18 protein-coding genes are annotated in these 20,869 nt (G+C 62.3%); 4 read left to right on the plus strand and 14 right to left on the minus strand.

Annotation, left to right across the window (positions count from 1 at the left end):
• Window positions 1-137: 137 nt before the first annotated feature.
• The gene (locus AC1ZQA_RS15340) at window positions 138-2,360 is read right to left on the minus strand and encodes a DUF262 domain-containing protein (RefSeq protein ID WP_482677700.1); all 2,223 of its coding nucleotides are present in this window, start codon (window positions 2,358-2,360) and stop codon (window positions 138-140) included.
• Between the two features lie 92 nt (window positions 2,361-2,452).
• Window positions 2,453-3,958, minus strand: a complete 1,506-nt coding sequence (locus tag AC1ZQA_RS15345; RefSeq protein ID WP_482677701.1) for a DUF2779 domain-containing protein — start codon at window positions 3,956-3,958, stop codon at window positions 2,453-2,455.
• A gap of 237 nt (window positions 3,959-4,195) precedes the next feature.
• Here AC1ZQA_RS15345 and AC1ZQA_RS15350 point away from each other — a divergent pair, with 237 nt between their 5' ends.
• The 4 genes from AC1ZQA_RS15350 to AC1ZQA_RS15365 all read left to right on the plus strand — a co-directional run bounded on the left by AC1ZQA_RS15350 (window position 4,196) and on the right by AC1ZQA_RS15365 (window position 8,489).
• Window positions 4,196-4,381 carry a hypothetical protein gene (locus tag AC1ZQA_RS15350; protein WP_482677702.1) on the plus strand — a complete coding sequence of 62 codons (186 nt, stop codon included), beginning with the start codon at window positions 4,196-4,198 and terminating at the stop codon, window positions 4,379-4,381.
• An 11-nt stretch (window positions 4,382-4,392) separates the two neighbouring features.
• On the plus strand, window positions 4,393-5,709 hold the full coding sequence (locus tag AC1ZQA_RS15355) for a DUF445 domain-containing protein (RefSeq protein ID WP_482677703.1): 1,317 nt from the start codon (window positions 4,393-4,395) through the stop codon (window positions 5,707-5,709).
• A 132-nt stretch (window positions 5,710-5,841) separates the two neighbouring features.
• The gene (locus AC1ZQA_RS15360; RefSeq protein WP_482677704.1) at window positions 5,842-7,470 is read left to right on the plus strand and encodes an NERD domain-containing protein; all 1,629 of its coding nucleotides are present in this window, start codon (window positions 5,842-5,844) and stop codon (window positions 7,468-7,470) included.
• Window positions 7,470-8,489, plus strand: coding sequence for a helix-turn-helix transcriptional regulator (locus tag AC1ZQA_RS15365; protein ID WP_482677705.1), 1,020 nt, complete (start codon window positions 7,470-7,472; stop codon window positions 8,487-8,489). Before AC1ZQA_RS15360 ends, AC1ZQA_RS15365 begins: the two co-directional genes overlap by 1 nt.
• Window positions 8,490-8,543: 54 nt before the next feature.
• Here the strand turns inward: AC1ZQA_RS15365 and AC1ZQA_RS15370 are convergent, their stop codons facing one another.
• From AC1ZQA_RS15370 to AC1ZQA_RS15425, 12 genes are all read right to left on the minus strand, one after another.
• Window positions 8,544-8,915 (minus strand): hypothetical protein, encoded by a 372-nt coding sequence (locus tag AC1ZQA_RS15370; RefSeq protein ID WP_482677706.1) that lies wholly within the window; start codon window positions 8,913-8,915, stop codon window positions 8,544-8,546.
• A complete protein-coding gene (locus AC1ZQA_RS15375) occupies window positions 8,912-9,817 on the minus strand; it encodes a restriction endonuclease (RefSeq protein ID WP_482677707.1) in 906 nt (301 codons plus the stop codon). The genes AC1ZQA_RS15370 and AC1ZQA_RS15375 overlap by 4 nt, the downstream gene beginning before the upstream one ends.
• 184 nt (window positions 9,818-10,001) lie before the next feature.
• Window positions 10,002-11,465: a hypothetical protein gene (locus AC1ZQA_RS15380; RefSeq protein ID WP_482677708.1), complete on the minus strand. Its 1,464-nt coding sequence runs from the start codon at window positions 11,463-11,465 to the stop codon at window positions 10,002-10,004.
• Window positions 11,466-11,634: 169 nt separating this feature from the next.
• The gene (locus AC1ZQA_RS15385; protein ID WP_482677709.1) at window positions 11,635-12,510 is read right to left on the minus strand and encodes an SIR2 family NAD-dependent protein deacylase; all 876 of its coding nucleotides are present in this window, start codon (window positions 12,508-12,510) and stop codon (window positions 11,635-11,637) included.
• 153 nt (window positions 12,511-12,663) lie between these two features.
• Window positions 12,664-13,887, minus strand: a complete 1,224-nt coding sequence (locus AC1ZQA_RS15390) for a lysozyme inhibitor LprI family protein (RefSeq protein WP_482677710.1) — start codon at window positions 13,885-13,887, stop codon at window positions 12,664-12,666.
• 186 nt (window positions 13,888-14,073) lie between these two features.
• Entirely contained in the window at window positions 14,074-15,429 is a 1,356-nt protein-coding gene (locus AC1ZQA_RS15395) for an McrC family protein (RefSeq protein ID WP_482677711.1), read from the minus strand.
• Between the two features lie 14 nt (window positions 15,430-15,443).
• The gene (locus AC1ZQA_RS15400) at window positions 15,444-17,132 is read right to left on the minus strand and encodes an McrB family protein (protein ID WP_482677712.1); all 1,689 of its coding nucleotides are present in this window, start codon (window positions 17,130-17,132) and stop codon (window positions 15,444-15,446) included.
• Window positions 17,133-17,200: 68 nt separating this feature from the next.
• On the minus strand, window positions 17,201-17,749 hold the full coding sequence (locus tag AC1ZQA_RS15405) for a hypothetical protein (protein WP_482676860.1): 549 nt from the start codon (window positions 17,747-17,749) through the stop codon (window positions 17,201-17,203).
• The gene (gene tnpC, locus AC1ZQA_RS15410) at window positions 17,746-19,341 is read right to left on the minus strand and encodes an IS66 family transposase (RefSeq protein WP_482676861.1); all 1,596 of its coding nucleotides are present in this window, start codon (window positions 19,339-19,341) and stop codon (window positions 17,746-17,748) included. The genes AC1ZQA_RS15405 and tnpC overlap by 4 nt, the downstream gene beginning before the upstream one ends.
• Window positions 19,342-19,403: 62 nt before the next feature.
• Window positions 19,404-19,751, minus strand: a complete 348-nt coding sequence (gene tnpB, locus AC1ZQA_RS15415; protein WP_482676862.1) for an IS66 family insertion sequence element accessory protein TnpB — start codon at window positions 19,749-19,751, stop codon at window positions 19,404-19,406.
• On the minus strand, window positions 19,751-20,089 hold the full coding sequence (tnpA, locus tag AC1ZQA_RS15420; RefSeq protein WP_482676863.1) for an IS66 family insertion sequence element accessory protein TnpA: 339 nt from the start codon (window positions 20,087-20,089) through the stop codon (window positions 19,751-19,753). The genes tnpB and tnpA overlap by 1 nt, the downstream gene beginning before the upstream one ends.
• Window positions 20,090-20,164: 75 nt before the next feature.
• Window positions 20,165-20,869 (minus strand): hypothetical protein, encoded by a 705-nt coding sequence (locus AC1ZQA_RS15425; RefSeq protein ID WP_482677713.1) that lies wholly within the window; start codon window positions 20,867-20,869, stop codon window positions 20,165-20,167.

Below are 20,869 nucleotides of genomic sequence, written 5' to 3' on the forward strand. Positions count from 1 at the left end.
CGCCGAACTGGATGTATGACCGCAAATTGAGCAGATGTATCCCATTGTTTCCTCCTAGATTAAAAAGTTTTAGCTTAGGCCGACGCAAAGTACGCAGCGCCCAAAACTGAGCCGAGCCACTTTCGATCGAGTCGCCACTACGCCGTCGGGCCAATCAGCCTTTTCACGTCTAATTCGTCAAACCAATGGCGATAAAGTTCGACCATTCGACGCTGACTTGCAAGAACGAAACGAACGGACGCACCATAATCGGCAGTTTTCGCGATGTCGAGATCAAAATCATCTAGGTTTGGCAAGCCATCACCTGTTTGATCCAGTCCGTCGAGGCGAAGAAAAGGATCCCATTCATACTCCGTGACGAGTTGCTTGTATGCATGCAGCTTGGTAGCTGGGGAATTATCTCCCTCACTTCGGTTGTGGACGAGATCTATAGCAACGAGATTGCCGATCGTGCCTTGCCAGAGCTTGCAAATTGAATGGTAGGGACCTGCAGAACCTGTTCTGCCGTCCAATCTGTTGGTTGCCAGAATGTGGTCATAATCCCACGGTCTGTTGTGCCCCTTCCAAAGTCGCTGGTCGGACGGGTCGAATTTTTTGAAGACTTTGCTAATGTATTTTCGTTGAGCGTAAACTAAAAATTCAGTTTGGTGGTGAATTCGCTCCACTAAATTACCGACGTCCTCCCAACTGCGCTCGATTCCTCCTGGACGTTTTCCCCAGACCTGTTCAATTTTTTCAGGCAATGACGCGCGCTGATCCGGTTCTCGCAGTGTCACGACCCCCTGCCAAATGCTTGACTTCCATTCTTTGAGGAACAGTTCATTTCCCGTTTGCGCAACACGCACGATTTGAATCGCTTCAACCAGTTCCTCCTGGGTCAAAATAGGCCACAAAATCAAACGACGATCATCTTTATCGAAGTCGTTCAATTTCACCATCGAGAGATCACCACGGTTGTGGGACAATTCAATCAAACGGCTGACAGCCCGTTCTTTATCTTCCGCAAACCAGTGAAGACAAAGCGCAAAAGCCAGAATTACTTTTGCTAGTTCATCATCGATAGCCTCATATTCATAACGGCCTGCTAACAGCATCAACCAAGAAAACACCTCGGGTGATCGCCAAGCGATTGCGCTACGTAAATACGGCGGAATACCAAAATTTCTGTCTTGCTCGTTGAAGCAGAGTTGTTTGTCTATCCATTCAAGCGCTTCGATGACACTGGCAGTTTTTTTGCCTTCCGAAACCTCTTTCAGCTTGAAAAATTTTTGAAGGTCTCCACGTTTTTGCAAATTCTCTTTAGTCTCAGCACTATTGGGCTCGGCTGATGCGAATATCGCACGTATTAAAGACGGCGAGGGAGCCGGTTCGAGTTTCGTCGCCTCATGGGTTGTAAGCGCTGCGCGCATGCCCATACGGATTAAGCGCGCCTCACTGGCATGCTGCTTCTGAGCCTCAACGATCGCATCCATCGTATTTTCGATCTCTGGCCAACCGACCTTGATCATCGAATAAGCCAGTTCTTCTTCGCTGAGCGGCGTTCCGTTTCGATTGAGTCTGATAAACAGATCTTCAAACCCATCCACTCCATCGCTCACATCTGGAGCAAGGTGAACGGCTACCACAGGAGTGTTCATCGCGTTGAACAAGGCTCTCTCGATCGCTTCGATGTTGGCCTTGTATTGAGAGTTCGTCAGAACCGCCTCGAGCTTCGTGTTTTTCCAGTCCTCAGCTAACTGCACAAGACGATGTTCGGCGACTTTGTTCCAGTCGATCTTTTGTGTCTGTTTATCGATGGCCTGGAAAAGCAAGGGCATCGGTACGGGAAATCCCGCGTCGTAAGGAACACACTCTGTGAGCGAGGGGCGCCAACCTGCCTCAAAATCACCATGCTTTTTATCAGCATTGCAATGCTTCGTTCTAATCGCCTCCATTATTCCGAAAAATTCACGCCTGTCCCTCAAAGAAATCGCAGCAGCATCGTCACTTCGCCAAAATCCCCACGGGTGAGCTCTGGTCGTCAAGCGCACCAGAAAGCGCCGAGTTGAATTTTTGAGCCGATCGCCTGGTAGCAAATCCAACCACAGGATCTGCCGTATCTTGTCGTTCTGGCGTAGATCTTCCTCGAAATCCGGTTGAAATCCCCAGTAGATGGCATCGCAGCGTTGTTGGCCATCAAATAGGTCAAAACGATTTGGATCACTTCTTAAAGGCACAAAAACTAGCGCCCCAAACGGAAAACCACGCAGTAGCGAATCCCAAAAAAGCTCGATTTGGCTGACATCCCATACCAACCCACGCTGCACCGGTGGGATATTGACTTGCGGTATACCCGTTTCATCGGCCGTCTGCTGCAACACACGCCATTTCGCAACGTCTTGTAATCTATACGTTGAAAAGTATCTGGATTTGCAATTTTCTGTCATATTTGACCTTCGAATTGGAATTGATATCAATTGAGAATAACCGAATCCCGTTTAATCTCATCTCCCGCCAGCGCCGCAAACACCCCCCACAGCCGCACCATCGCATAGGTATCCAGCGCGCAATACGCCAGCAGCTGCCGTTGCAGTTCCGCCTTGCGCTGCGGCTCCGTGCCCAGATCGATCGCTTCCAGAAACGCCTCCTGCGCGCCTCCGCCGTCCTGCACGCCCTCCAGCGCGGAATACGACAGTTCCGGCACCGCCGTCGGCAGCACGGCCTTGATGCTCCAGCTACCCTGCTGCGCCGGGTGGTAGTAGCGCTGCCGTGCAATAGGCAGCAAATCCACCACGCGCTCGACAATCGCCCGCAGCACATCCGCCAAATCCGGGAAGCGCTCCCCGAGTTCGGTCATGCGTGCCCTTTCGAATGCCGAGTTGTAGACGAACACCGGCTCACGGGTGCCGCAATCGCGGATCAACTGCTCGGCAAACGCACGGGACGGGTCCTGTCCAGACAGGTCGAGGAATTCACAGTGGGTGAGTTGCCCTTGGGCATCGAGGCGGTGCACGCTGTACTGGAAGGGAATCTGTTGGTAGGGGCGTGTGCCCTCCCAGATCGGCACGGCGAACTGGATGGTCTCGAAGTCGAGGAACAGCGCCGGCAGGGGATACACCGCCAGATCGGCTGCGGCGCCTGCGCGGTCGAAGAAGACTTCGCCGCGCAGGGTGCAGTCCCGCACCCGCTGCTGCTGCGGGTTGAGCACCTCACTCGGCAGGTCACGCAGGTCAACCACGCCCTGATCGACCCAGCGCTGCGCGGAGAACCGTGGCAGCCACTGGATGGGGAACTCCACCGCAGGCTCCAGACTGCGGCAGTAGGGATAAAAACCGCACGGATAGGGATCATCGCACTGGGGGCCCGTCGAGAGCTGGGGCATTTCCGGCATGTTGGCCACGGCCTGCGCCTGGGCGATCCACTGCGGCACCGCCTGCATCTGTTCCCATGTTTGCTCGGTGAGGTCGACCTCCTTGAGCAATCCGGCGTAGTTTCCGCTGCCGGGATAGACCCAGGAGGAATCGATGTGCGCGATTGCGGCGCCTGCCAGTTCCACTCCCGCCTGCGTGGCAATATGCGCCTGGATGGCCAGATCCTCACGCTGCGGGTCCTTGACCGAGGCGGACGACTTGACCTCGACCATGCGCCACGCGGACGCGCCGACCGGCAGCAACACATCAGCCAGCGCCAGGCCCCCGCCCGCAGTGAACGCGGCCTCGAAGATCGGCTGCCGCTCTTGCAGCGCCTGCGCGGTGGCGTCGAACACCGCTGGAAACCCCAGGGTCTCCAGATCGATCAGCACGCCCTGGCCCTGCGGGTCATACAGGCTGCGGGCAATTTCTCCGACGGACAGTCCCGCGCGGTAGCTGCTTTGCGTCTGTGCCGAATCCTCCTTGCGCTGGGGTGCATGCACCTCCAGCCACAGGCGGCGCGGACATTGGCGAAACGCCATCAACTTGGATTTGGACAAGGAGCGCATGGGGGGCAGTCAGAATCGCGATGGTGCAATGATGCGCGCAGCGTGCGATACTTCCTGCCGCATGCGGGATAGGTTCCCTGCGGATCGCCCCATGCCATGACCGAGCCCTCGCCTTCCGATGGCGCATCATCTCTCGGGCAAATCCGCCACCTTGTCGCCATGCGTCACAGGGTGTCGCGTCACCCGCGCATCCTTCGCCTGCAGGGTCGCTGTCCGACCCGTCTTCAGGAGCCCCCCATGTTCATCCTCCTCTCCACCTTCATCGCCACCTTCGCTGCCCTGTGCAAGGGCCTGCTCGTCCTCGCAGGCGTGCTGCTGGGCGGACTGGCGTTTGTTCTTCTGCTCGGCAGCCTGCTTGCGGCCGGTGTCATCGGCCTGATCGAGGCGTGGCGCGGTGCGCCTGCGCAAGTCGCCCAAGCCTGAACGGAGCCCCCATGTCCTCGACCGTCTCCACCCCGACGCCTGACGTTCCCGCGGAGGATCCCCGCGTGTCTGCGCTGCTGCGCATGCAGCGCATTGCCCTGGGCTTGCTGCTGGCGGCTCTGGCCGGCCTCGTGCTGAGCTCCGCCCTTGGCGGCCAGGGTGGTTGGGGCTGGATCAAGGCGTTCTGCGAAGCCGCCGCCGTCGGCGCCATGGCCGACTGGTTTGCCGTGGTGGCACTGTTTCGCCATCCGCTGGAACTGCCCATTCCCCACACCGCCATCATCCCGCGTCATAAAGACCGCATCGCCGACACCCTGGCGGTGTTCGTGCGCGATCACTTCCTCGATCCCAAGACCTTGCTGGACAAGCTGGCGGTGTTCGACCCGGCAAGGCGTCTGGGGGAGTGGCTGAGCGACGCCGAGCGGGTCACGCATTGGGTGGACGCCGCCCGGCAGTGGGGCTTGCAGGCGCTGGACTGGCTTGATGACCGCCGCTTGCAGCAGGGACTCAAGGCTTTGGTGCTTGATGCATTGCAGCGCTGGGATGCGGCGCAGACCGCCGGACAAGTGCTCACCGTGCTCACCCGGGACGGGCGCCACCAGGAACTGCTCGACGGCACCCTGGAGAAGCTGGGCGATTTTCTGAACCAGCCCGAGGTGCGGCAGCGGGTCTCGGCGCTGTTGGTGAAGTACGCCCGCAAGGAATGGCCCACGATCGTCGGCATGGTCAATGCGGTCAAGTCGGTTGACTCTCTGGCCGACAACATGGCCGAGCGCATCAGCAGTGCGCTGATGAACGAATTGCAGGAGGTGCTGCGCGACTCCACGCATCCGGTGCGGCTGGCGTATGACGACAAGGTCGCCGCCTTCATCGCCCGGCTGCGCACCGACCCGGCACTGGCTGCACGCGTTGCCGAGCTCAAGTCCCAGTTGATCGACAGCCCGGCGGTGCACACTTATGTGGAGAGCCTGGCGCAGGAGGTCAAGGCCTGGCTGCGGCGGGATCTGGCCGATCCGAACTCGCATGTGGGACTGCATCTGCATGCGGCGCTGAGCAACATCGGTGCCAAGCTGGCCACTGACGCCACCCTGCGCGAGGCAATCAATGCGCACATCCTGTCGGCTGCCGGTCAGCTCGCCCACGACTTGCGCGAGGGCGTGACCGCGCACATCGCATCGACCGTCAAGGGCTGGGACGACCGGGAGATCGCGCGCGAGATGGAACTGAGCATGGGCCGGGATTTACAGTTCATCCGGCTCAACGGCACGCTGGTGGGCGGGATGATCGGGCTGTTGCTGTATGCGGTGGTGCTGCCGTGGGGGCATTGAACGCTCTGGGGGTACGCATTGGCGGCGATTGGCTTGCCGCCTCGGCAATAAGCGTCTGGGCTATCCTGCCGCTGTCGGCGGTGCGATGCCCCCCGGCATTCCCCCTCCCCTTTGACTGCTCGAGGTTCGCCCATGGCCATCCTGCGCCCGCCGATCGACGGCCTGCATGCCGAAGGTCTGGGCATGCAGCGCGAGCTGCAAGTGCTGCGCCAACTCGCGGCCGGACTGCCCGATGACCACACGGTGTTTCACAACGTGGTGTGGTCGTCGCTCAAGGATGGGGTGCAGTGGTTTGGCGAGATCGACGCCATCGTGCTGGCGCCCAACGCCAGTCTGGTGCTGCTCGAGGTCAAGGCCGGGCCGGTGGACGTCGGGCCGCAGGGATTGCGCAAACAGTATGGCGACCGCGACAAGGACATCGCCCAGCAGACCCGGGTGCAGCACGCCGCGTTGCGGCAGCGGCTCAAGGAAGAGCGCCTGCATGTCTATGTTGCGCAGCTGCTGGTTCTGCCCGATCAGGCGGTTGCGGGCGGCAGCGTGAACTACCCGCGCGCGCGCATTGTCGATTCGCACGATCTGCCGCAACTGTGTGACCGGGTGCGCGCCGCAGTCCCGTCCGCACCGCCTGATGCCCCCACAGTGGAACGCGTGCAGCGTTTTCTGGACGGCGCATTTGCTCTCGCGCCCGATCCCACGGCGCGCATCGGCTGGCTGGATCAGGCGGTCACCCGGCTGTCCGATGGCCTGGCCACCTGGGCGCCCCGACTGACGTCCCGCACCGGTCTGTTCCGGGTGGAGGCCACGGCCGGTGCCGGCAAGACCCAGCTGGCGCTGCGTCTGCTGCAGGATGCGGCGCAGGCCGGGCGAGCCGCCCGCTACGTCTGCTTCAACCGCCCGCTGGCCTTGCAGATGCGTGCGCTGCTGCCCGAATCGGTGGCGGTGGAGACATTTCATGAGCGTGCCCTGGCGGTCTGGCGCGCGGTGCACGGAGCGCCGGACTTCAGCGCGGCAGATGTCTATGCCCAGGCTGAAGCCGCGCTGTTGCAGGCCGATTGCGCGGCGGACGTGGACTTGCTGGTGATCGATGAACTGCAGGATCTGGACGCCCGATGGGTCGACGCGCTGCGTCGCAGCGTCATGTCAGGTGGCCAGACCTGGCTGCTGGGCGACTGCGGGCAGCGTCTGTACAACCGGACGATCTGGAACCATCCCGATGCCGTGGGTCTGTCCTGCCCGGACAACTTTCGCAGCCCGCGGCGCATCGTGCAGACCATGCAGGCGCTGGGGCTGTGCTCCACGCCGATCACGGCGCGCTGCCCGATCGACGGCGATCTGCCGGCCTTTATCCCGCGCGAGGCCGACGATCCCGGCGGACTGCGCAAGACGGGCGAGGTGATCGCTGGGTTGCTCGCCGCGGGTGTGCGCCCCGAGCAGATCGTGGTGTTGACCCTGCGTGGGCGTGACGCGTCGCTGCTGCTGCGGCAAACCGAACTGGCCGGGCAGAGGCTGCGGCAGTTCACCGGTTTCGATGCGCAGGGCAATGCGCTGTACAGCCCGGGCACGCTGCTGGCGGAGACCGTGCACCGTTTCAAGGGACAGGCGGCTGCCGTGATCGTGCTCACCGAGATGGATTTCTCGGCGCTCGATGCTCGGCTGGAGCGCCTGCTGTTCGTCGCCTTCACCCGCGCGCAGTGGCAGCTGCACTGCGTGCTCTCGGCCCAGGCCACCGCCGCGCTGGCGGCTCGACTGGAGGATGCCTGATGGCCGTCAATCTAGACGCACAGACGTTTTTACGCCGCATCGACATCCTGCAGCGACTGCCTGCGCAGGGGTCGGGGCGGATCACCGCGCGGGATCTGATCAACCAGCTGCAGGCGGCGGGCTATGTGGTCGAGAAACGCACCATCGAGCGCGACCTGGAGTTCCTGCGCGACGGCTCGGCCTGGCTCGGACAGGTGGTGTGCGACGACCGCTCCAAGCCCTACGGCTGGAGCATCGTGCGCAACAGCCAGCGTCGGGCGATTGCGGGGCTGAGCGTGGACGAGGCCCTGGCGCTGGCGTGGATCGACCGCTTCGGCCAGGGGCTGCTGCCACAGGGCATGGTGCAGACCCTGCAGCCGTTCTTCCGAGAGGCACAGGAGCGGCTGCGGCATGACCAGCGGGCGCAGGCGTGGTTGGCCCACAAGGTGCGCGTGATCAACGCCCGACCAGTGGCGCCACCGCCTGCCGCCTCGCCTGCAGTACTGCGCGCCGTCACCCAGGCGCTGTACGAGGATGTGCAATTGCAGCTGGACTACCGCAATGCCCAGGGGGCGCAAAGCCGCATGACTGTCTCGCCGCTGGCCTTGGTCAGCCGCGATCTGAACCTCTATCTGGTGGCATGGATTGCACGCTTTGCCAATCTGCGGGTGCTGCAGGTCAGCCGCATCCGCGGCGTCAAAGTGCTCGATGTGGCGACCGAACGACCGGTGGATTTTGACATCGACGCGTATCTTGCGACGGGCGTGTTCCAGTTGGGAGGCGAGGAGCAGCGGGTGCGGCTGCGTTTCACCGCCTTCGCCGGGCAGCCCTTGCTCGACGCGCCGATAGGACGAGCGCAGGAAGTGCATGCGCAGCGTGAGGATGGTCTTCTCGAACTCAGCGCCATCGTGCGCGTCTCGCCGCAGTTCAAGGCTTGGCTGCTGGGCTATGGGGCGGCGGTCACGGTGGTGGGGCCGCAGGCGCTCAGGGCCGAGATGGCGCAGGAGATCCAGCGGATGTGGGGGCAGTATCGGGGCTGAGGGACGGTCTGCCCGCAGACCCGCCGAACGAGCGCGCGAGATCTGGCGGACGACTCAGGACAGCGGTTTTGTCGGCAGGTAACCCTGGGTGGGATAGACCGTCACGCTGGATGCGGTGCCCACAGGGCATTCCTGCGGGTTGTTGGTGTAGGTGACCTGACCGTTCACCACGCATTTGAGCAAGCGATGCCCGGCTGCGATCGATGGCCTTGCACCAGCAGGCAAGGTTTGATGCGTGATGGCGGGATGGACGCCGGATGCAGCTTGTGCCGGTTGGGATTGCAATGTGGGCAATGGCAGCACCGTGCTGTGCGGTGGGGGTTGCACCACAAAAGGCACCGGCGTGCGAAACGCGCGGATCGCCATCGCGAGCGCGACCAGTGCCACCGCGAACCAGCTGAGAGTGGCCCGGGGAACCGGCTTCATCTGGGCACCTCGCCGCGCCGGGCTCTCAGGGTGTGCCGACACTGGGCGCAGGCCCAGAACGGGATTGCGGTCTTGGCGTTGGTTCGCTGGACCATCTTGGTGCCGCACTGCACACAGGTGGGCCGCCAGTACTCGCCTTCGGTCGCGACGGCCAGCAGTGTTTGCTGAACCTCGGGTGGTTGCGCCTGGATGCGGCGCAAGAGTGCCTGCCCATCGACCAGGGTGAGGCCGTGGCGGCTGGCCAGCGCCTGCGCAGCGGGCATGAAGCTGGATGAGGTGATGTAGAGGGCCGTGGCCACGCGGTGGTCTGTCTTGAGGCCGAGAAACTCGCGGATCTGCACTTCGCCGATGGTGTTGCGCGTCCAGTTCTTGCACTGGACGATGCCACTCAGTTGGGCCTTGCCAGCATCGCTGTAGAGCCGGATGTCGATGCCTCCGTCGGGGCCGAAGGATTGCGCGCTGGTGATATATCCCTCGTGCTGCAGCAAGGCCTCGCACAGGGCTTCAAACCGCCGCCATTCGATCAGGTCGAAGACGGCCCGCGTCCAGACGACTGGGCGCGGCGGTGCCTCGGCGGTGGATTGCGGAGGACGCCAGCGGTCGTGCAGGTCATCGTCGATGAGCCCATCGCCAGCGGCATGCCGGCTGTGCGTCAGAGAACGTCCGAAGCCCGGCTCGACACGCGGCGCGTTTGTGTTGCCGCGCCCCGATTGCAGCGCATGGAGGCCGAGCAGGAACGCCCCCAGAGAGACCATCAACCAAGCCCAGGGACGCAACGCTGCCAGCAGAGGTGTCAAGAGGCTGCTGCGCAGGACTGCGAGCGCGAACAGACTGCCGCCGCCTGCGGCAAGCAGTGTCCAGCCGATTTCATGGAGGTTCTTGGCGTTGCGGCGGAGGGCCATTTGATCTCTGATTCTCGAAAACCGGAGCATGCCGCCGGTACAAACCGAGATGAACACTCAAGCCAAGCCTCGCTTCGCCCAATGGCGCCGAACTTATTAAACCCAACCGCTGCCGGCATCCGTACGGACCTTTTCGCGAGGCTGAACCTTTGGCGGCTTACTCTATTGCATTCCGGTCAACCGGTCACTTCACACCGGAGGCGCCGACAATCGGAGCAGAGGCAGCCGTAAGGGGACTTGAGGCAGCCGCACCCTCAGCAACGACGCCAGAGGCGGCGACAGCTGGAGTCCTGTCAAGTAAAGTGGCAACATTCTCGGCGCGATGATTCGAAAACATCCATTTTGCATCGACATTAACTACGCCGTCCGGATCTTGTTGCACAGAAAAATCAGTAATCCCCAGAGCACGATGAAACAAAACCACACGCCTACCAGTATCTAGGTCAGTTAGGTAAATATTGGTAACGCCCTCCTCCTCTGTGACTGAAATCGGGCGACCATTAGACTCAAACCAATAAATTCGCCAAAAATAATGTCCTGAGTTTTTGAATCCGTTTTGATCATAGAGGCTATTATATGATGTCGCATTATTGCAAATATTGATCGCTGCGTTCTTTTTCCTGCAGTTACTCATCACTAACACCTCCTGTCCTTCGAGCGGGACATTAATCTGGACCATATGACCATCGCTGATCCGCATCAAAGCAAAATCATCTTTCTTGGTTAGGCCGAGATCTGCCCCCATCGCTTTAAACGAACCGATAAGCGATCCTAATCCGCTTCCGCTTGGATTATAGTTGGGAATTCGTGCCAGCAAAATGTATCCAGTTGAACCAATGTCACCATTTTGGAACCACGCAATTGTGTAGCCTTGCGGCGGAGTGATGTTTTTGATCCCCTCACCTGGCTTGTAAAGAAAACCCACATCATCTCTTGTGACGACGAAGCCGCGTGACACAGGAATGATGTTTTGCCCGGTGAGCCGCTCTCCTGCCACTGTAGTGATGCTCCACTCATTTCCGATCTTGGAAGCTTGAGCGATTTTAATTGGCGTTACTCCAGGCAAGGCGCGTCCGAATTTAATCACAAAATCAGTTGGCGACACCTGGACAACATCTGTAAAATCTGCACTCTTTGAATCGAATCCGAATGTCACAATTCGACCTTCTGGATCCACATAGCGTTGGCCATTGACAGTAAATCCATCGCGCAATCTTTCGAATTGCACGCCACCTTGGCTATGCGGCAGCGCGGCAATCTTGGCACCGAGGCTCGCTTCGGTCGATGCGCCTTGTGCCGGGTTCGCACCGCCCATTGTTGGGGTTTGTTGTGCCACTTGAGGCAGTGGCAAAGCATGCTGCAGAGCTTGCGCATTTGCTGGATTTGCCAACATTTGCAGAGCGCCAACGCTCCCCATCAGCGCGGCCATGCGCGCACGCATCGCACCGACTGCCTCACAAGCCTGCTGATCGTCGAAAGCGAACCCTTTACTGGTATAGGTCTGTCTCGCCTCTTGTACGAATTTCTGCTCCGCCTGCGTCCACTGTGCCGGTGGGACGCATGTTGCACTCTGATCGGCGCGAGCAAACCCTACAACCGATGCGCTGAAAGTAACTGCGGAAATAAATAGAAATTTTGATATTTTCATGTAGTCAATCCCCCGTGGAAAAATTTTACCTGTCCTACTGTCCGTCGCTCCATGCGCTAGCAGGAAAGCGACGAAATGTTGCCGCACACCGAAAAATCACTCGCGTGTCTTGTTATCTGCGCGGTGCAAACATCGAGCGCTTGTGCATCAACTGACATGTTAGAGGCTGTCATTTTTGCAGCCGCTTATCTTCCGCCCGATCCAAATCGAAGTACTTGGTGCCCTCAGCACTCAGAGCAACGACTGATTCACCGCAAAGGAAGGTTGTGTTCTTGAACGCAGTCGACGCTACGAGCAAATCTGCCATCGCCACGTCGATAGCACGCAGCGCCTGCAACGCGCCCATCGCCAGTCCGATGCCGCTGCCCTCGGCCACCGTCGCGTCACCCGGATTGATGCGCACGATGCGCGCGCCAAACAGCCGGTGCATACGCGCGGTGAACAAACGCACCGAGGGCACAGCGGTGCCGGCGCCGATTTCGAGGACAACCGGGTGCATGGCGCGGATCACCCAGCGGTCCAGATCGGCACGCAGGGTCGGCCTGATTTCGATCCAGTCCGAATCGTCGAACATCAGGACGTTGGGGCGCGCCAGCCCGCCGCAATGCGGGCAGCGTGGCAGCGGGCTGCGCAATTGACAGGCGGCTTCGTCCACGACTGGATCGAAATCCGCTGCCATCCAGGTGGTTTTGCTGCAAGGCGCCAGGCACTGCAGCGCGTGGATCGACCCGTGATATTCGCTCACCCAATCCGGGTCGAACCCCGCAGCCTGGAACTGACCATCGACATTGCTGGTGAACACCCTGATGCCGTGTGGTTTGCGTGATGCCCAGTCGAGGAGGAGACCAAACCCGTCATGCGGCCGGGTACGGCGATAGAGGCCCAGCCGATGGCCGTAAAAGCCCCAGGCCAGCCGCGGATCCGCGTGGAATGCCCGCGGCGTAGCCACATCCGTGAACCCTAGCCCTCTCTGGCCCAGTGCGGGATACGCGCGCCAGAAGCCCATTGTTCCCCGAAAGTCCGGCAGGCCCGAGTCCACCCCCATGCCGGCTCCTGCAGCGACGATCAGGGAATCGGCTGCGCGGATGAGGTCTGCGGCATGCTGGATGGAGGGGGTTTCGGTCGACATGGTCGGAGGTGAGGTGGGGGGGGTGGGGACGGACTGCAGAGGGAGACATCGTGCGGGCAGGCCGCACCGTCAGGCCGGCCCGGCAAGTCGCTCCATGCGCAGATAGTCGTGCAGGCTGACACAGCGGGGATTGCGTGTCAGTTTGTGCACCAGATACACCGTCGCCCCAGTGAGAACGGCCAACTTGACCGCATTGGCGCGCGCCCGCTCCTGTTCCTGCTGCATGCGCAGGGCGTAGGCCAGGTCCGATTCATCCGCGCGCTGCTTGCGATCCACACCCGTGGACAGGTACAACAGCGCATACGCGATGAACACCAGCGTGACCAGGAGCTTGGCCGCGATCGACAGCACCGCCGACCAGGCGGATGCATTCACCCGCCATGCGGTGCGGGCCGACACCATGACACTGGCGACGACGATCAGCACAAACGCAGGAAGCGCAGCGTTGGCGAGCGGCGGCATGTCCAGCACACTGGCCGCGGCGTTCAGAACGACCCACGCCAGCAACCCACCCCAGAATCCCAGCGTTGCCAGTGCAGCATCGGTGTAATCGGTGTAGACCACGATGCGCCCGGACAGTCCACGCACTGCGCCGGTCAGACCAAGCGCAATCAGGAGGATCAATCCACCCCAGGCAAGGCGCGCCAGGAACTCGGTGGCCGGGTGGGCAGCTTTCTGTGGGGGCTGCGAGCTGGATTGTGGAGGAGTGGGTGACGCGGGTTTTACCGCCTGCAGCGAAAGGGGGGTGGCCGGCACTGGAGGACTGTCGCTAGGGGCTGGCGTTGCGTCAGATCCAGACTGCGCATGCGATGCTGCGACCACCTCAGGCGGGGCGGTGGCCACGGCTGTTGACACCGTGCTTGGAAACGCGATCGGCGCTGCCGTCGGTGTCGATGTCGGCGCGCTGGGTGCAGCGGTCGGCTTCACCAACCGTTCCAGCTGCGCGGTGCGTGCCTTGGTCTGGTCGATCAATGCCTGGACGAATGCCGCAGAGTCAATGGGCCCGGCCGCTGCGGCTGCTGCATCGCGCTGATGGATCCAGCGCAACTGCTCCTTGCGCAGCGCAGATCGGTCGGGTTCACTCAAGCCGTCGATCGCGGCAGCATAGGCCGCGTTGAGCGCTGCGTCGGCGTCGCCGAGATGCGGGTTTGCATGCATCAGAGCGCTGTATTGCACATCGCTCAGCACCGGGGTGGCCTGGGCACAGAGCGTCAGACCTGCGAGGAGAGCGGCCACGAGCAGCCGCAGGAGGGTTGTCAGGAGCATCAAGTCTGGGCCTTTGCGCAGTTTCATAGAACGAGCAGAATTGTGAGGGCTGGGTGCGACAGGCAACGTCGCACCGGCTGCGTAGGATGGAATTCATTGAATCCCACTATCCATGTCGTCACCGTCAGCGCCATCGACGAAGCGAAAATGCAGTCCTGACTACCCTGCTTGCCTGATTCAGTAATGGAGCAGGCTCCCTCGAGCTGGCAGTTGTCAACCAACAGCTGACAACTCCGCGTCGACGGCCTCCGCAGTGCCGCTGTACGCAAACACATCGGCAAACGGCGCGTCGTGTGGAACAGCCAGTCGTCGCGATGTGAGGCAGAACGGCAACACCCATAGTCGGAGTTCCTCCGACTTCGGAAACTCGAACACCGGCAGCGGCTGGTCGAAAGCGGCGGTCTTCGGGTAGATCAGAACGACATCGCCCTGGCCGTCCAGGTAGCTCTGGCCGTAGGCCTGCAACTGGTAGAAGTCGCCCTGCGAGAGGCCGTACTTGTCACTGCCGTTCGCCTTCAAGCCGTCCAGCAGCTTCCACTTGGTGTCCAGCACCAGGGCGTCGCGGCCACCGTCCCGAATCAGCAGATCGGGCTTCAGCCGAAACCAGTTCTGCTCCCGGTGACGTACCAGGTAATGGCTGCGGACGTGGGTCTTTAGGATCAGTGGCCGCGCCAGTTGCCTTGCCAGGTGCTTGGCGACGAATGCTTCGAACACGGCTTCCATAGGGAACAGCAGCGAAGGCGCACGGTAGCCGCCCGTGCCGGTCAGGGGTGACTCCTCGTCAAGGATCAGGCGGGTCCACGCCAGCGCGTCGGCGTAGTACCCCATGCCCCGATCCAGACGCACCCGCTGAAAGTCGATCCGGGCCTGCGTCGACGCCGGCACGTCCGCGAACACGAACTTCAGTTCGCGGGCCAGTTGCTGGTTGGCCTGGGACGCCGACAGCATCAACACGCGCCGCAACGCGGCGTGCAGCAAGCGGTTCTCCGGCCGGTCGATCGAGAAATCGTCGTGCGCGGTGAAGAATCGGTCGCCGCGATACAGGTTCTGTCGCAGGTGCGGCGCTATCAGCAGCTTGCCTCGCAAGGCGAAGAGATTGTCTTGCCGGCTCGAATAGTCGCTGCGCAGCCCGCGCTTGACGAGGCGCTCGACCGTGCTGAGGAACTCCGCGATGAAGACCTCCAGCAGCGGCATGCGCGCCGCCGAAATCTTGGCGCTGTCGGTCTGAACGTGACGGAAACCCTGCAGGCAGCAGAGCATCTCGATCAGCAGCTGGCGCGCTTCCTTCGCGCCACCGCCGATGGCCTTGCCGACCTTGGGCAGCACCTCGATCTGGAACCCATGCGGTGCGCGGATCACGCCGACGAAGCTGGTGACCTGCACCACTCGGCGCCCCCGGCGTTGCGTGAGGCGCAGCCACGCCGCCTCTCCCGCCTCGGCGGCTCGAAGGCACTGATCCTCCAGCCAGACATAGACCTTGTCGGGGATGCGATGCACACCCTCAGCATCCGCGGCATCCGACCCCGCCGTCATCAGCGCGTCGAACTCGTAGATCGTGATGCCGTTCACCGGGGCACCGGCAGTCAGGCCGACAAGGTCTGGTAGATGCCGATGTAGGCATCTGGGTTGGAGAAGGCGGCGTCCTGCACCGCGTAGCGGCGCTTCGTGGCATAGCTGTCCAAGCCGTGGTCGCCACCGAACAGGCGCGCCAGATCGTCCTCGTGATCGGCGCTTTCGCGCACGAACTGCGCGGTCTCCGGCTTCTGGTTGTCGGCCAGGACGAGGCGAATCTTCTGCCAGTCCTCGAAGAAGTACTCTTCGAGCAGGGGCAGGATGCGGGTGCTGAACACCTGCTGCAAGGCGACCAGCCGCTCGTCGCCATCGGGCATTTTGGCCAGGGGCGTGAAGTACGCATGGCCAATGCAATGGTCGCGGTCGTACAGCGCCTCGACGCGCTGGTTGATGGCATCGAGCATGCGGGGAACGTCAATCACCTGCTCGCCCGAACTCACTCGCAAGCCCGCCAGAGGCGCGCCCGGGTCATCGCGGGCATCCGGCATCACCGGCACGAACTCGAAGCGACGGCGCAGCGCGGTGTCCAGCAGCGCCAAGGACCGGTCCGCCGTGTTCATGGTGCCGATGATGTCGACGTTGGCCGGCACCGAGAAAGTCTCGCCCGAGTAGGGCAGCGTCACCGACACGGCGTTCTCGGCACCCTCGCGCTTGTCGGGTTCGATCAATGTGATCAGCTCGCCGAAGATCTTGCTGATGTTGCCCCGGTTGATCTCGTCGACCACCATCGCAAATCGCTGGTCCGGTGCCGACCGGGCCCGGCGGCACAGATCCTTGAAGACACCTGCGCGGATTTCGTACTGGATCTCGCCGGCCTCCGTATCACCATCGAGCACCGGCCTCAGCCCCTCGACGAATTCCTCGTAACCGTAAGACTGGTGAAAGGTGACGAAGCTGTAGCGTTGCACCGTACCGGACGTTGGAGCCCCGGCCTGGTAGGCCTTCACCGCTTCGATGAGGTCGGCACACGATTCCTTCCAGTCACCAGTGAGCTGCCAGGTCGAGTCAGCCATCTTGTCGAACACCGCGGGAACGAGACGAAGCTTGGTGTTGACGGTTTTCGATTCTTCGATCGTGTGGTGCTGTAGCGTGCCCCAGAGCGTTTGCCGTATGTTCTTGCTGCGCCCTTTGTCTGCAGCGATGGCTTGGATGAACGGATGGTCGTGGAGTTGCCCGACCTTTGCTTTGCCCCCTAGTTCGTACAGGGCAGCGGCCGCGCCTTCCCACCAGGTCAGGTTGGCGATCCGCGTTGCGATCAGTTGCTCGCGCCACTCTGCATCGGACACCGCGGTCATGGCCTGCTCGTACTCTCGCTTGAGCAGCTTCGACAGCTCGTAGGTCTTCCCCGTTCCGGGTGGGCCGTAGTAGATGCGGTTGACGGGCTGCCGCCTCTCCTCGTTATCGCTGGTCTCGTCGTCGTACATGTCTTCACCCGGATCGGGCGGGTCATCCCGCAGTTGATCGGGCCACAGGCCGGGCCGCTCGGTTTCGAGCACCAGCCAGTCGTCCAGCGATTCGCGCTCGGTCGAGAGCGCCGTTTCGATCTTCGTCACCAGATCGTCGGTCAGAAGCTCGCGGTTGAGCTTGGCGACCGGTCCTAAGGGTCGGGTCCAGGTCAGTTTGCGGGCCCGGGTTCCGCGGACAACGCCCAGCACCCCCACCGCGCGCTCACTGCCCGGGTTCTTGCGCCCGAAGCGCACCTGGATGGTAAGCGTTCAGCCAGCGGCGTGATTGCGCTCGAGCTATTGGGTGGGTAGATGCAGCAGCATCAGGCAGCAGTCTTCACGCGTCGGGCAGTGCGCCGCTGCACCGCCTTGGTGGTGTGCGATGGGCATACTGCTGCGACGCACTCGGTGAGGTTCACCGCTGCCAGAAGCATGAACATGATCGCATCGGTTTTCACGTCCAGCAGGTCGTGATCCTGCAGGCGGCTGTAGACGAACGCCAGCAGGTTGGGCTCGGCGTGGGAGTCGATCTGCTGCTGCAGCGCCTGCGCCTGCTGCAGCGTGGTCAAGCCGTCGAGGAAGAGCATCTTCGCCACGAGGCGGTCGAGGCAGCGATCTTGCAGATCCTCGCAGACCATCGGCCATGCATGTCCGCTGATCTTCATCGCCTGGTACACCACGAAGAGGATGTTGAGGATAATCTCGACCTGCTCCAGCCTGGCGCCCAGGCGCGGCAGGACCAGCACACTGGCAAGCAGCGTGGGCTGGTGCGCATGGATCTCGTCGGCGAGCGCCTCGCGCGCGCGCAGATCCATGCGGTCGACGGTGAGGATCGCCTGGGCAACAATGCGCGTGGAGATCCGCTGCGTCATCGGGGCGCGGCCCTGTCCAGGTCCGAGCACAGCGGGTCCTGCCCGAAGTGCTGCGTCCACAGCCTGGGGGTGAGTTCGACCACCCGGGACTGGGGATGTCGGCCCACGCGCTGCAACACGTCGACCAGATAGGTGTACGGGTCGATACCCTGCAGCACGCAGGTGGCGATGAGGCTTTGCAGGATGCCCACATGGCGTGCGCCGACCTCGCTCCAGCAGAACAGCCAGTTGCGCCGCCCCATCGGGATCGGACGCAGCGCGCGCTCGATGTGGTTCGTGTCGATGGGCACCGCCGGGTCATCGATGAACACTGACAGCGCTGCCCGTCGCTCTCGCACGTAGGCCAGCGCTTTGGTCAACGGATTGCTCGGCAGCAGGCCCTGCTGCGCGAACTGCTGCTCGACCCAGGCGAAGAACGCCTGCACCCGCGCCCGGCTGTGGGTGGCGCGATGCGCCAGCTTGGCCGCACCCTCCCACCCGGCGGCGCGGATCTCGGCCTCGATACGGTACAGCGCGGTGATGTGCTGCAAGGCTTGCGTGGCCGCCCGCGGCTCGGCGTCTTGCGCCTCGAAGAACAGGCGCCGCGCGTGCGCCCAGCACTGCGCGTGGGTGACTCCGGTCTGCCTCGCATAGCGGGCATAGGCCGCGTAGCCATCGCTCAGCAGCACCGTGCCACTGGGCAACTGTCCAAGAACTTGGCTCACATGCTCATGGCGGCGCGAGGCGAAGTGGGGGAAGCACACCTCGTCGTGCTCGCCATACACCGGCCAGAAGTACGTGCCCTTCATCTTCCCCGGCCCGGCGCGGCCGGCCTTGATCGGGGTCTCGTCCATCGTGATCACATGCCCGCCCAGGATCGAGGCCAGCTGCGCATCCACGATGGGCTCGAGCAGCGCCGCAGTCTGCTGCATGAGCTGGGTCAACCAGGCCCGGCTGAGCTTGAAGCCGGCATCGGCCAGCCGCTGATGCTGGCGGTACAGCGGCAGGTGGTAGCGGAACTTGTCCACCGCCATGCCGGCGACGAAACTCACGTCGGCGCGGCTGCCCTCGAACACGCTGGCCGGCGCCGGCGCGCAGTGCAGGGTCGCGGTGTCGAGCCGCTTGATCACCGGGCGCACGTACTTGAGCGCCACATAGGCGCCCGGGCGCTGCGCCAGGCGGTAGCTGACCTTCTCGCCGATGACCTCGTACTCCTCGGCACGCAACCCCTGCGCCTGGGCGCACGGCAGGTGGATGACCTGCACCTCGACCCGCTCGGCGTCGAAGAACGCCGTCGCGTCCTGGTCGCCAGCACAATCTGTCGTGCGTGCGCGCCGCGTGTGCCCGGCCACTTGGCGTCCAGCCTCGGGGGCTTGTGGCGGGATCGGCAGATCACCCAGAATCTGGCCGAGATGAAGTTGCTGCGCATCGGCCACGCTCTGCAGCCGTTCGCTCTTGCTGCCGAAGATCTGTCGCCTGAACCACGCCAGTTGCCGCTGCTGCTCAACGATGGTCTGCGCTTGCGATTGCAGCAACCGCACGAGAGCCTCAACCGCCATGCCCGCCACGATCTGGGCGGTATAGGTCTGCACTTGAGCGGGGTCTGCACGCATGAAAGCATTGTGCCCATGGCAAAGCCCGAAGGGAATCGGGCTTTGCCACATTGCAAAACCCGTTATCGCCACTCCACGTGTCGATGCCGCTTGAACTGCCGCGTCACCTGCAGCCCCTCGAGCAGGAGCTTGAGCGCGGTGAAGTCGATCTCGGCGCTGCGCTGCCCGCCCCAGTCGCGCACAAAGCGGCCGGCCTCCAGCCGTTTGCTCCACACGCACCAGCCGCTGCGATCGAAGTACAGCACCTTGATCTGGTCAGCCCGACGGTTCGCGAACACGAACAGATGCCCGCCCAGCGGGTCGACCTCAAAGCCCTGGCGCGCCAGCGCGTACAGCCCGTCGTAGGACTTGCGCATGTCGGCAGGCTGCCCATACAAGAAGACCCGGATGCGCCCCTCAGGAAAGAACATCAGCGGCGCACCAGATGCAGGCTCATGCCGCCGCCCAGGTCCAGCCGCAACTCCATGGGCGCATGCATGCCGCCGGTACCGACTTCGCCCAACTCGATGAACCCCGCGGCACGCTGCTCCATACGCCCAGTCTTGGCCGTCACGGGCGCAGCCTTCACCTTGCCCGACAGCCGCTCACGCCAGCGCCGATAGCTGCTCACACACACTCGCTCCTGCCGACAAAAGCTCTTGAGCGTCAGCCCCGAGGCCGGGAAACGCTCAATCACGTCGCGCCAGCACGCCTCGTCCAGGTGCCGCCGCCGCTTGACCTCGGCCACCTCTGCCGCGTCGTTCTCCATCTCGAATGTCTCCTCATCCCTGCGATGGGAAACATTCTTCGTGGGATCCGAAACGAACGAAAGAACGCCGCTGGCTTACCGGTTACCCTGGATGCTCTTGCCCATGTGCCACCAGTCCAGCCCGGCTGAGTACACCGCTCTGGCCAAACGGCAGAACAGAGCCTTGTCCTGCGGCGACCACGAGGCGCGGAAGGTCTGGAAGGCCGGCTTGCCGTCGAAATGCTTGAGCAGGTCCTCGTCGCTCAGCGTCTTACCCAGGTTCAGTTTGGCCACCACTTCGTCGTAGCGGAGATTGAAGTTCCGGATGGCCTCAACGCTCCAGGCGGCCAGTTGGTCGAGCGATTTCCCAAGCCCATCGGACGCCGGGAGCTTCGCAACGAAGGGGGCCGTGTTGTCATAGGCGCCACGCAGCGCCAGATACGTCCGCCGCGTCGCGTCCGAGTCGTCGAGGCCGACGGTGTCGATCTTGACTACGAAACCGTCGTCTGCCCCGATTCCGACGGTGTAAGCCAGTTCCTTCGGCGCCTCGGGTGAAGGGTAGATCTTGGCCCAGTTGTAGGAGGCGAAGTGATTGCCTTGGTTGGTTGGGCGCTTGCGGATCTCGACGCGACCCACCGGGAACAGTTCCGCCTTGACCTTGTCCGCCCACGCCTCCGTCACCTCGTAGGCCTTTTTCAGGTCCTCGTAGGCGCGGTTCTGCTCGGGGTTCGACTCATCGCGCTTCTGCCCCTTCCACTTGTTCAGCAGCTTGAAGTGGTCACTGGTGAAGTAGTCCGCCAT

The organism is Thiomonas sp. DCM-2 (assembly GCF_056820905.1).

Coding starts and splice junctions, on each gene's coding strand:
- AC1ZQA_RS15345 (WP_482677701.1), bottom strand. CDS start 3,958: ATGCGCTCCTTGTCCAAATCCAAGTTGATGGCGTTTCGCCAATGTCCG.
- AC1ZQA_RS15350 (WP_482677702.1), top strand. CDS start 4,196: ATGTTCATCCTCCTCTCCACCTTCATCGCCACCTTCGCTGCCCTGTGC.
- AC1ZQA_RS15355 (WP_482677703.1), top strand. CDS start 4,393: ATGTCCTCGACCGTCTCCACCCCGACGCCTGACGTTCCCGCGGAGGAT.
- AC1ZQA_RS15360 (WP_482677704.1), top strand. CDS start 5,842: ATGGCCATCCTGCGCCCGCCGATCGACGGCCTGCATGCCGAAGGTCTG.
- AC1ZQA_RS15365 (WP_482677705.1), top strand. CDS start 7,470: ATGGCCGTCAATCTAGACGCACAGACGTTTTTACGCCGCATCGACATC.
- AC1ZQA_RS15370 (WP_482677706.1), bottom strand. CDS start 8,915: ATGAAGCCGGTTCCCCGGGCCACTCTCAGCTGGTTCGCGGTGGCACTG.
- AC1ZQA_RS15375 (WP_482677707.1), bottom strand. CDS start 9,817: ATGGCCCTCCGCCGCAACGCCAAGAACCTCCATGAAATCGGCTGGACA.
- AC1ZQA_RS15380 (WP_482677708.1), bottom strand. CDS start 11,465: ATGAAAATATCAAAATTTCTATTTATTTCCGCAGTTACTTTCAGCGCA.
- AC1ZQA_RS15385 (WP_482677709.1), bottom strand. CDS start 12,510: ATGGGGGTGGACTCGGGCCTGCCGGACTTTCGGGGAACAATGGGCTTC.
- AC1ZQA_RS15390 (WP_482677710.1), bottom strand. CDS start 13,887: ATGAAACTGCGCAAAGGCCCAGACTTGATGCTCCTGACAACCCTCCTG.
- AC1ZQA_RS15405 (WP_482676860.1), bottom strand. CDS start 17,749: ATGACGCAGCGGATCTCCACGCGCATTGTTGCCCAGGCGATCCTCACC.
- tnpC (WP_482676861.1), bottom strand. CDS start 19,341: ATGCGTGCAGACCCCGCTCAAGTGCAGACCTATACCGCCCAGATCGTG.
- tnpB (WP_482676862.1), bottom strand. CDS start 19,751: ATGTTCTTTCCTGAGGGGCGCATCCGGGTCTTCTTGTATGGGCAGCCT.
- tnpA (WP_482676863.1), bottom strand. CDS start 20,089: ATGGAGAACGACGCGGCAGAGGTGGCCGAGGTCAAGCGGCGGCGGCAC.
- AC1ZQA_RS15425 (WP_482677713.1), bottom strand. CDS start 20,869: ATGGCGGACTACTTCACCAGTGACCACTTCAAGCTGCTGAACAAGTGG.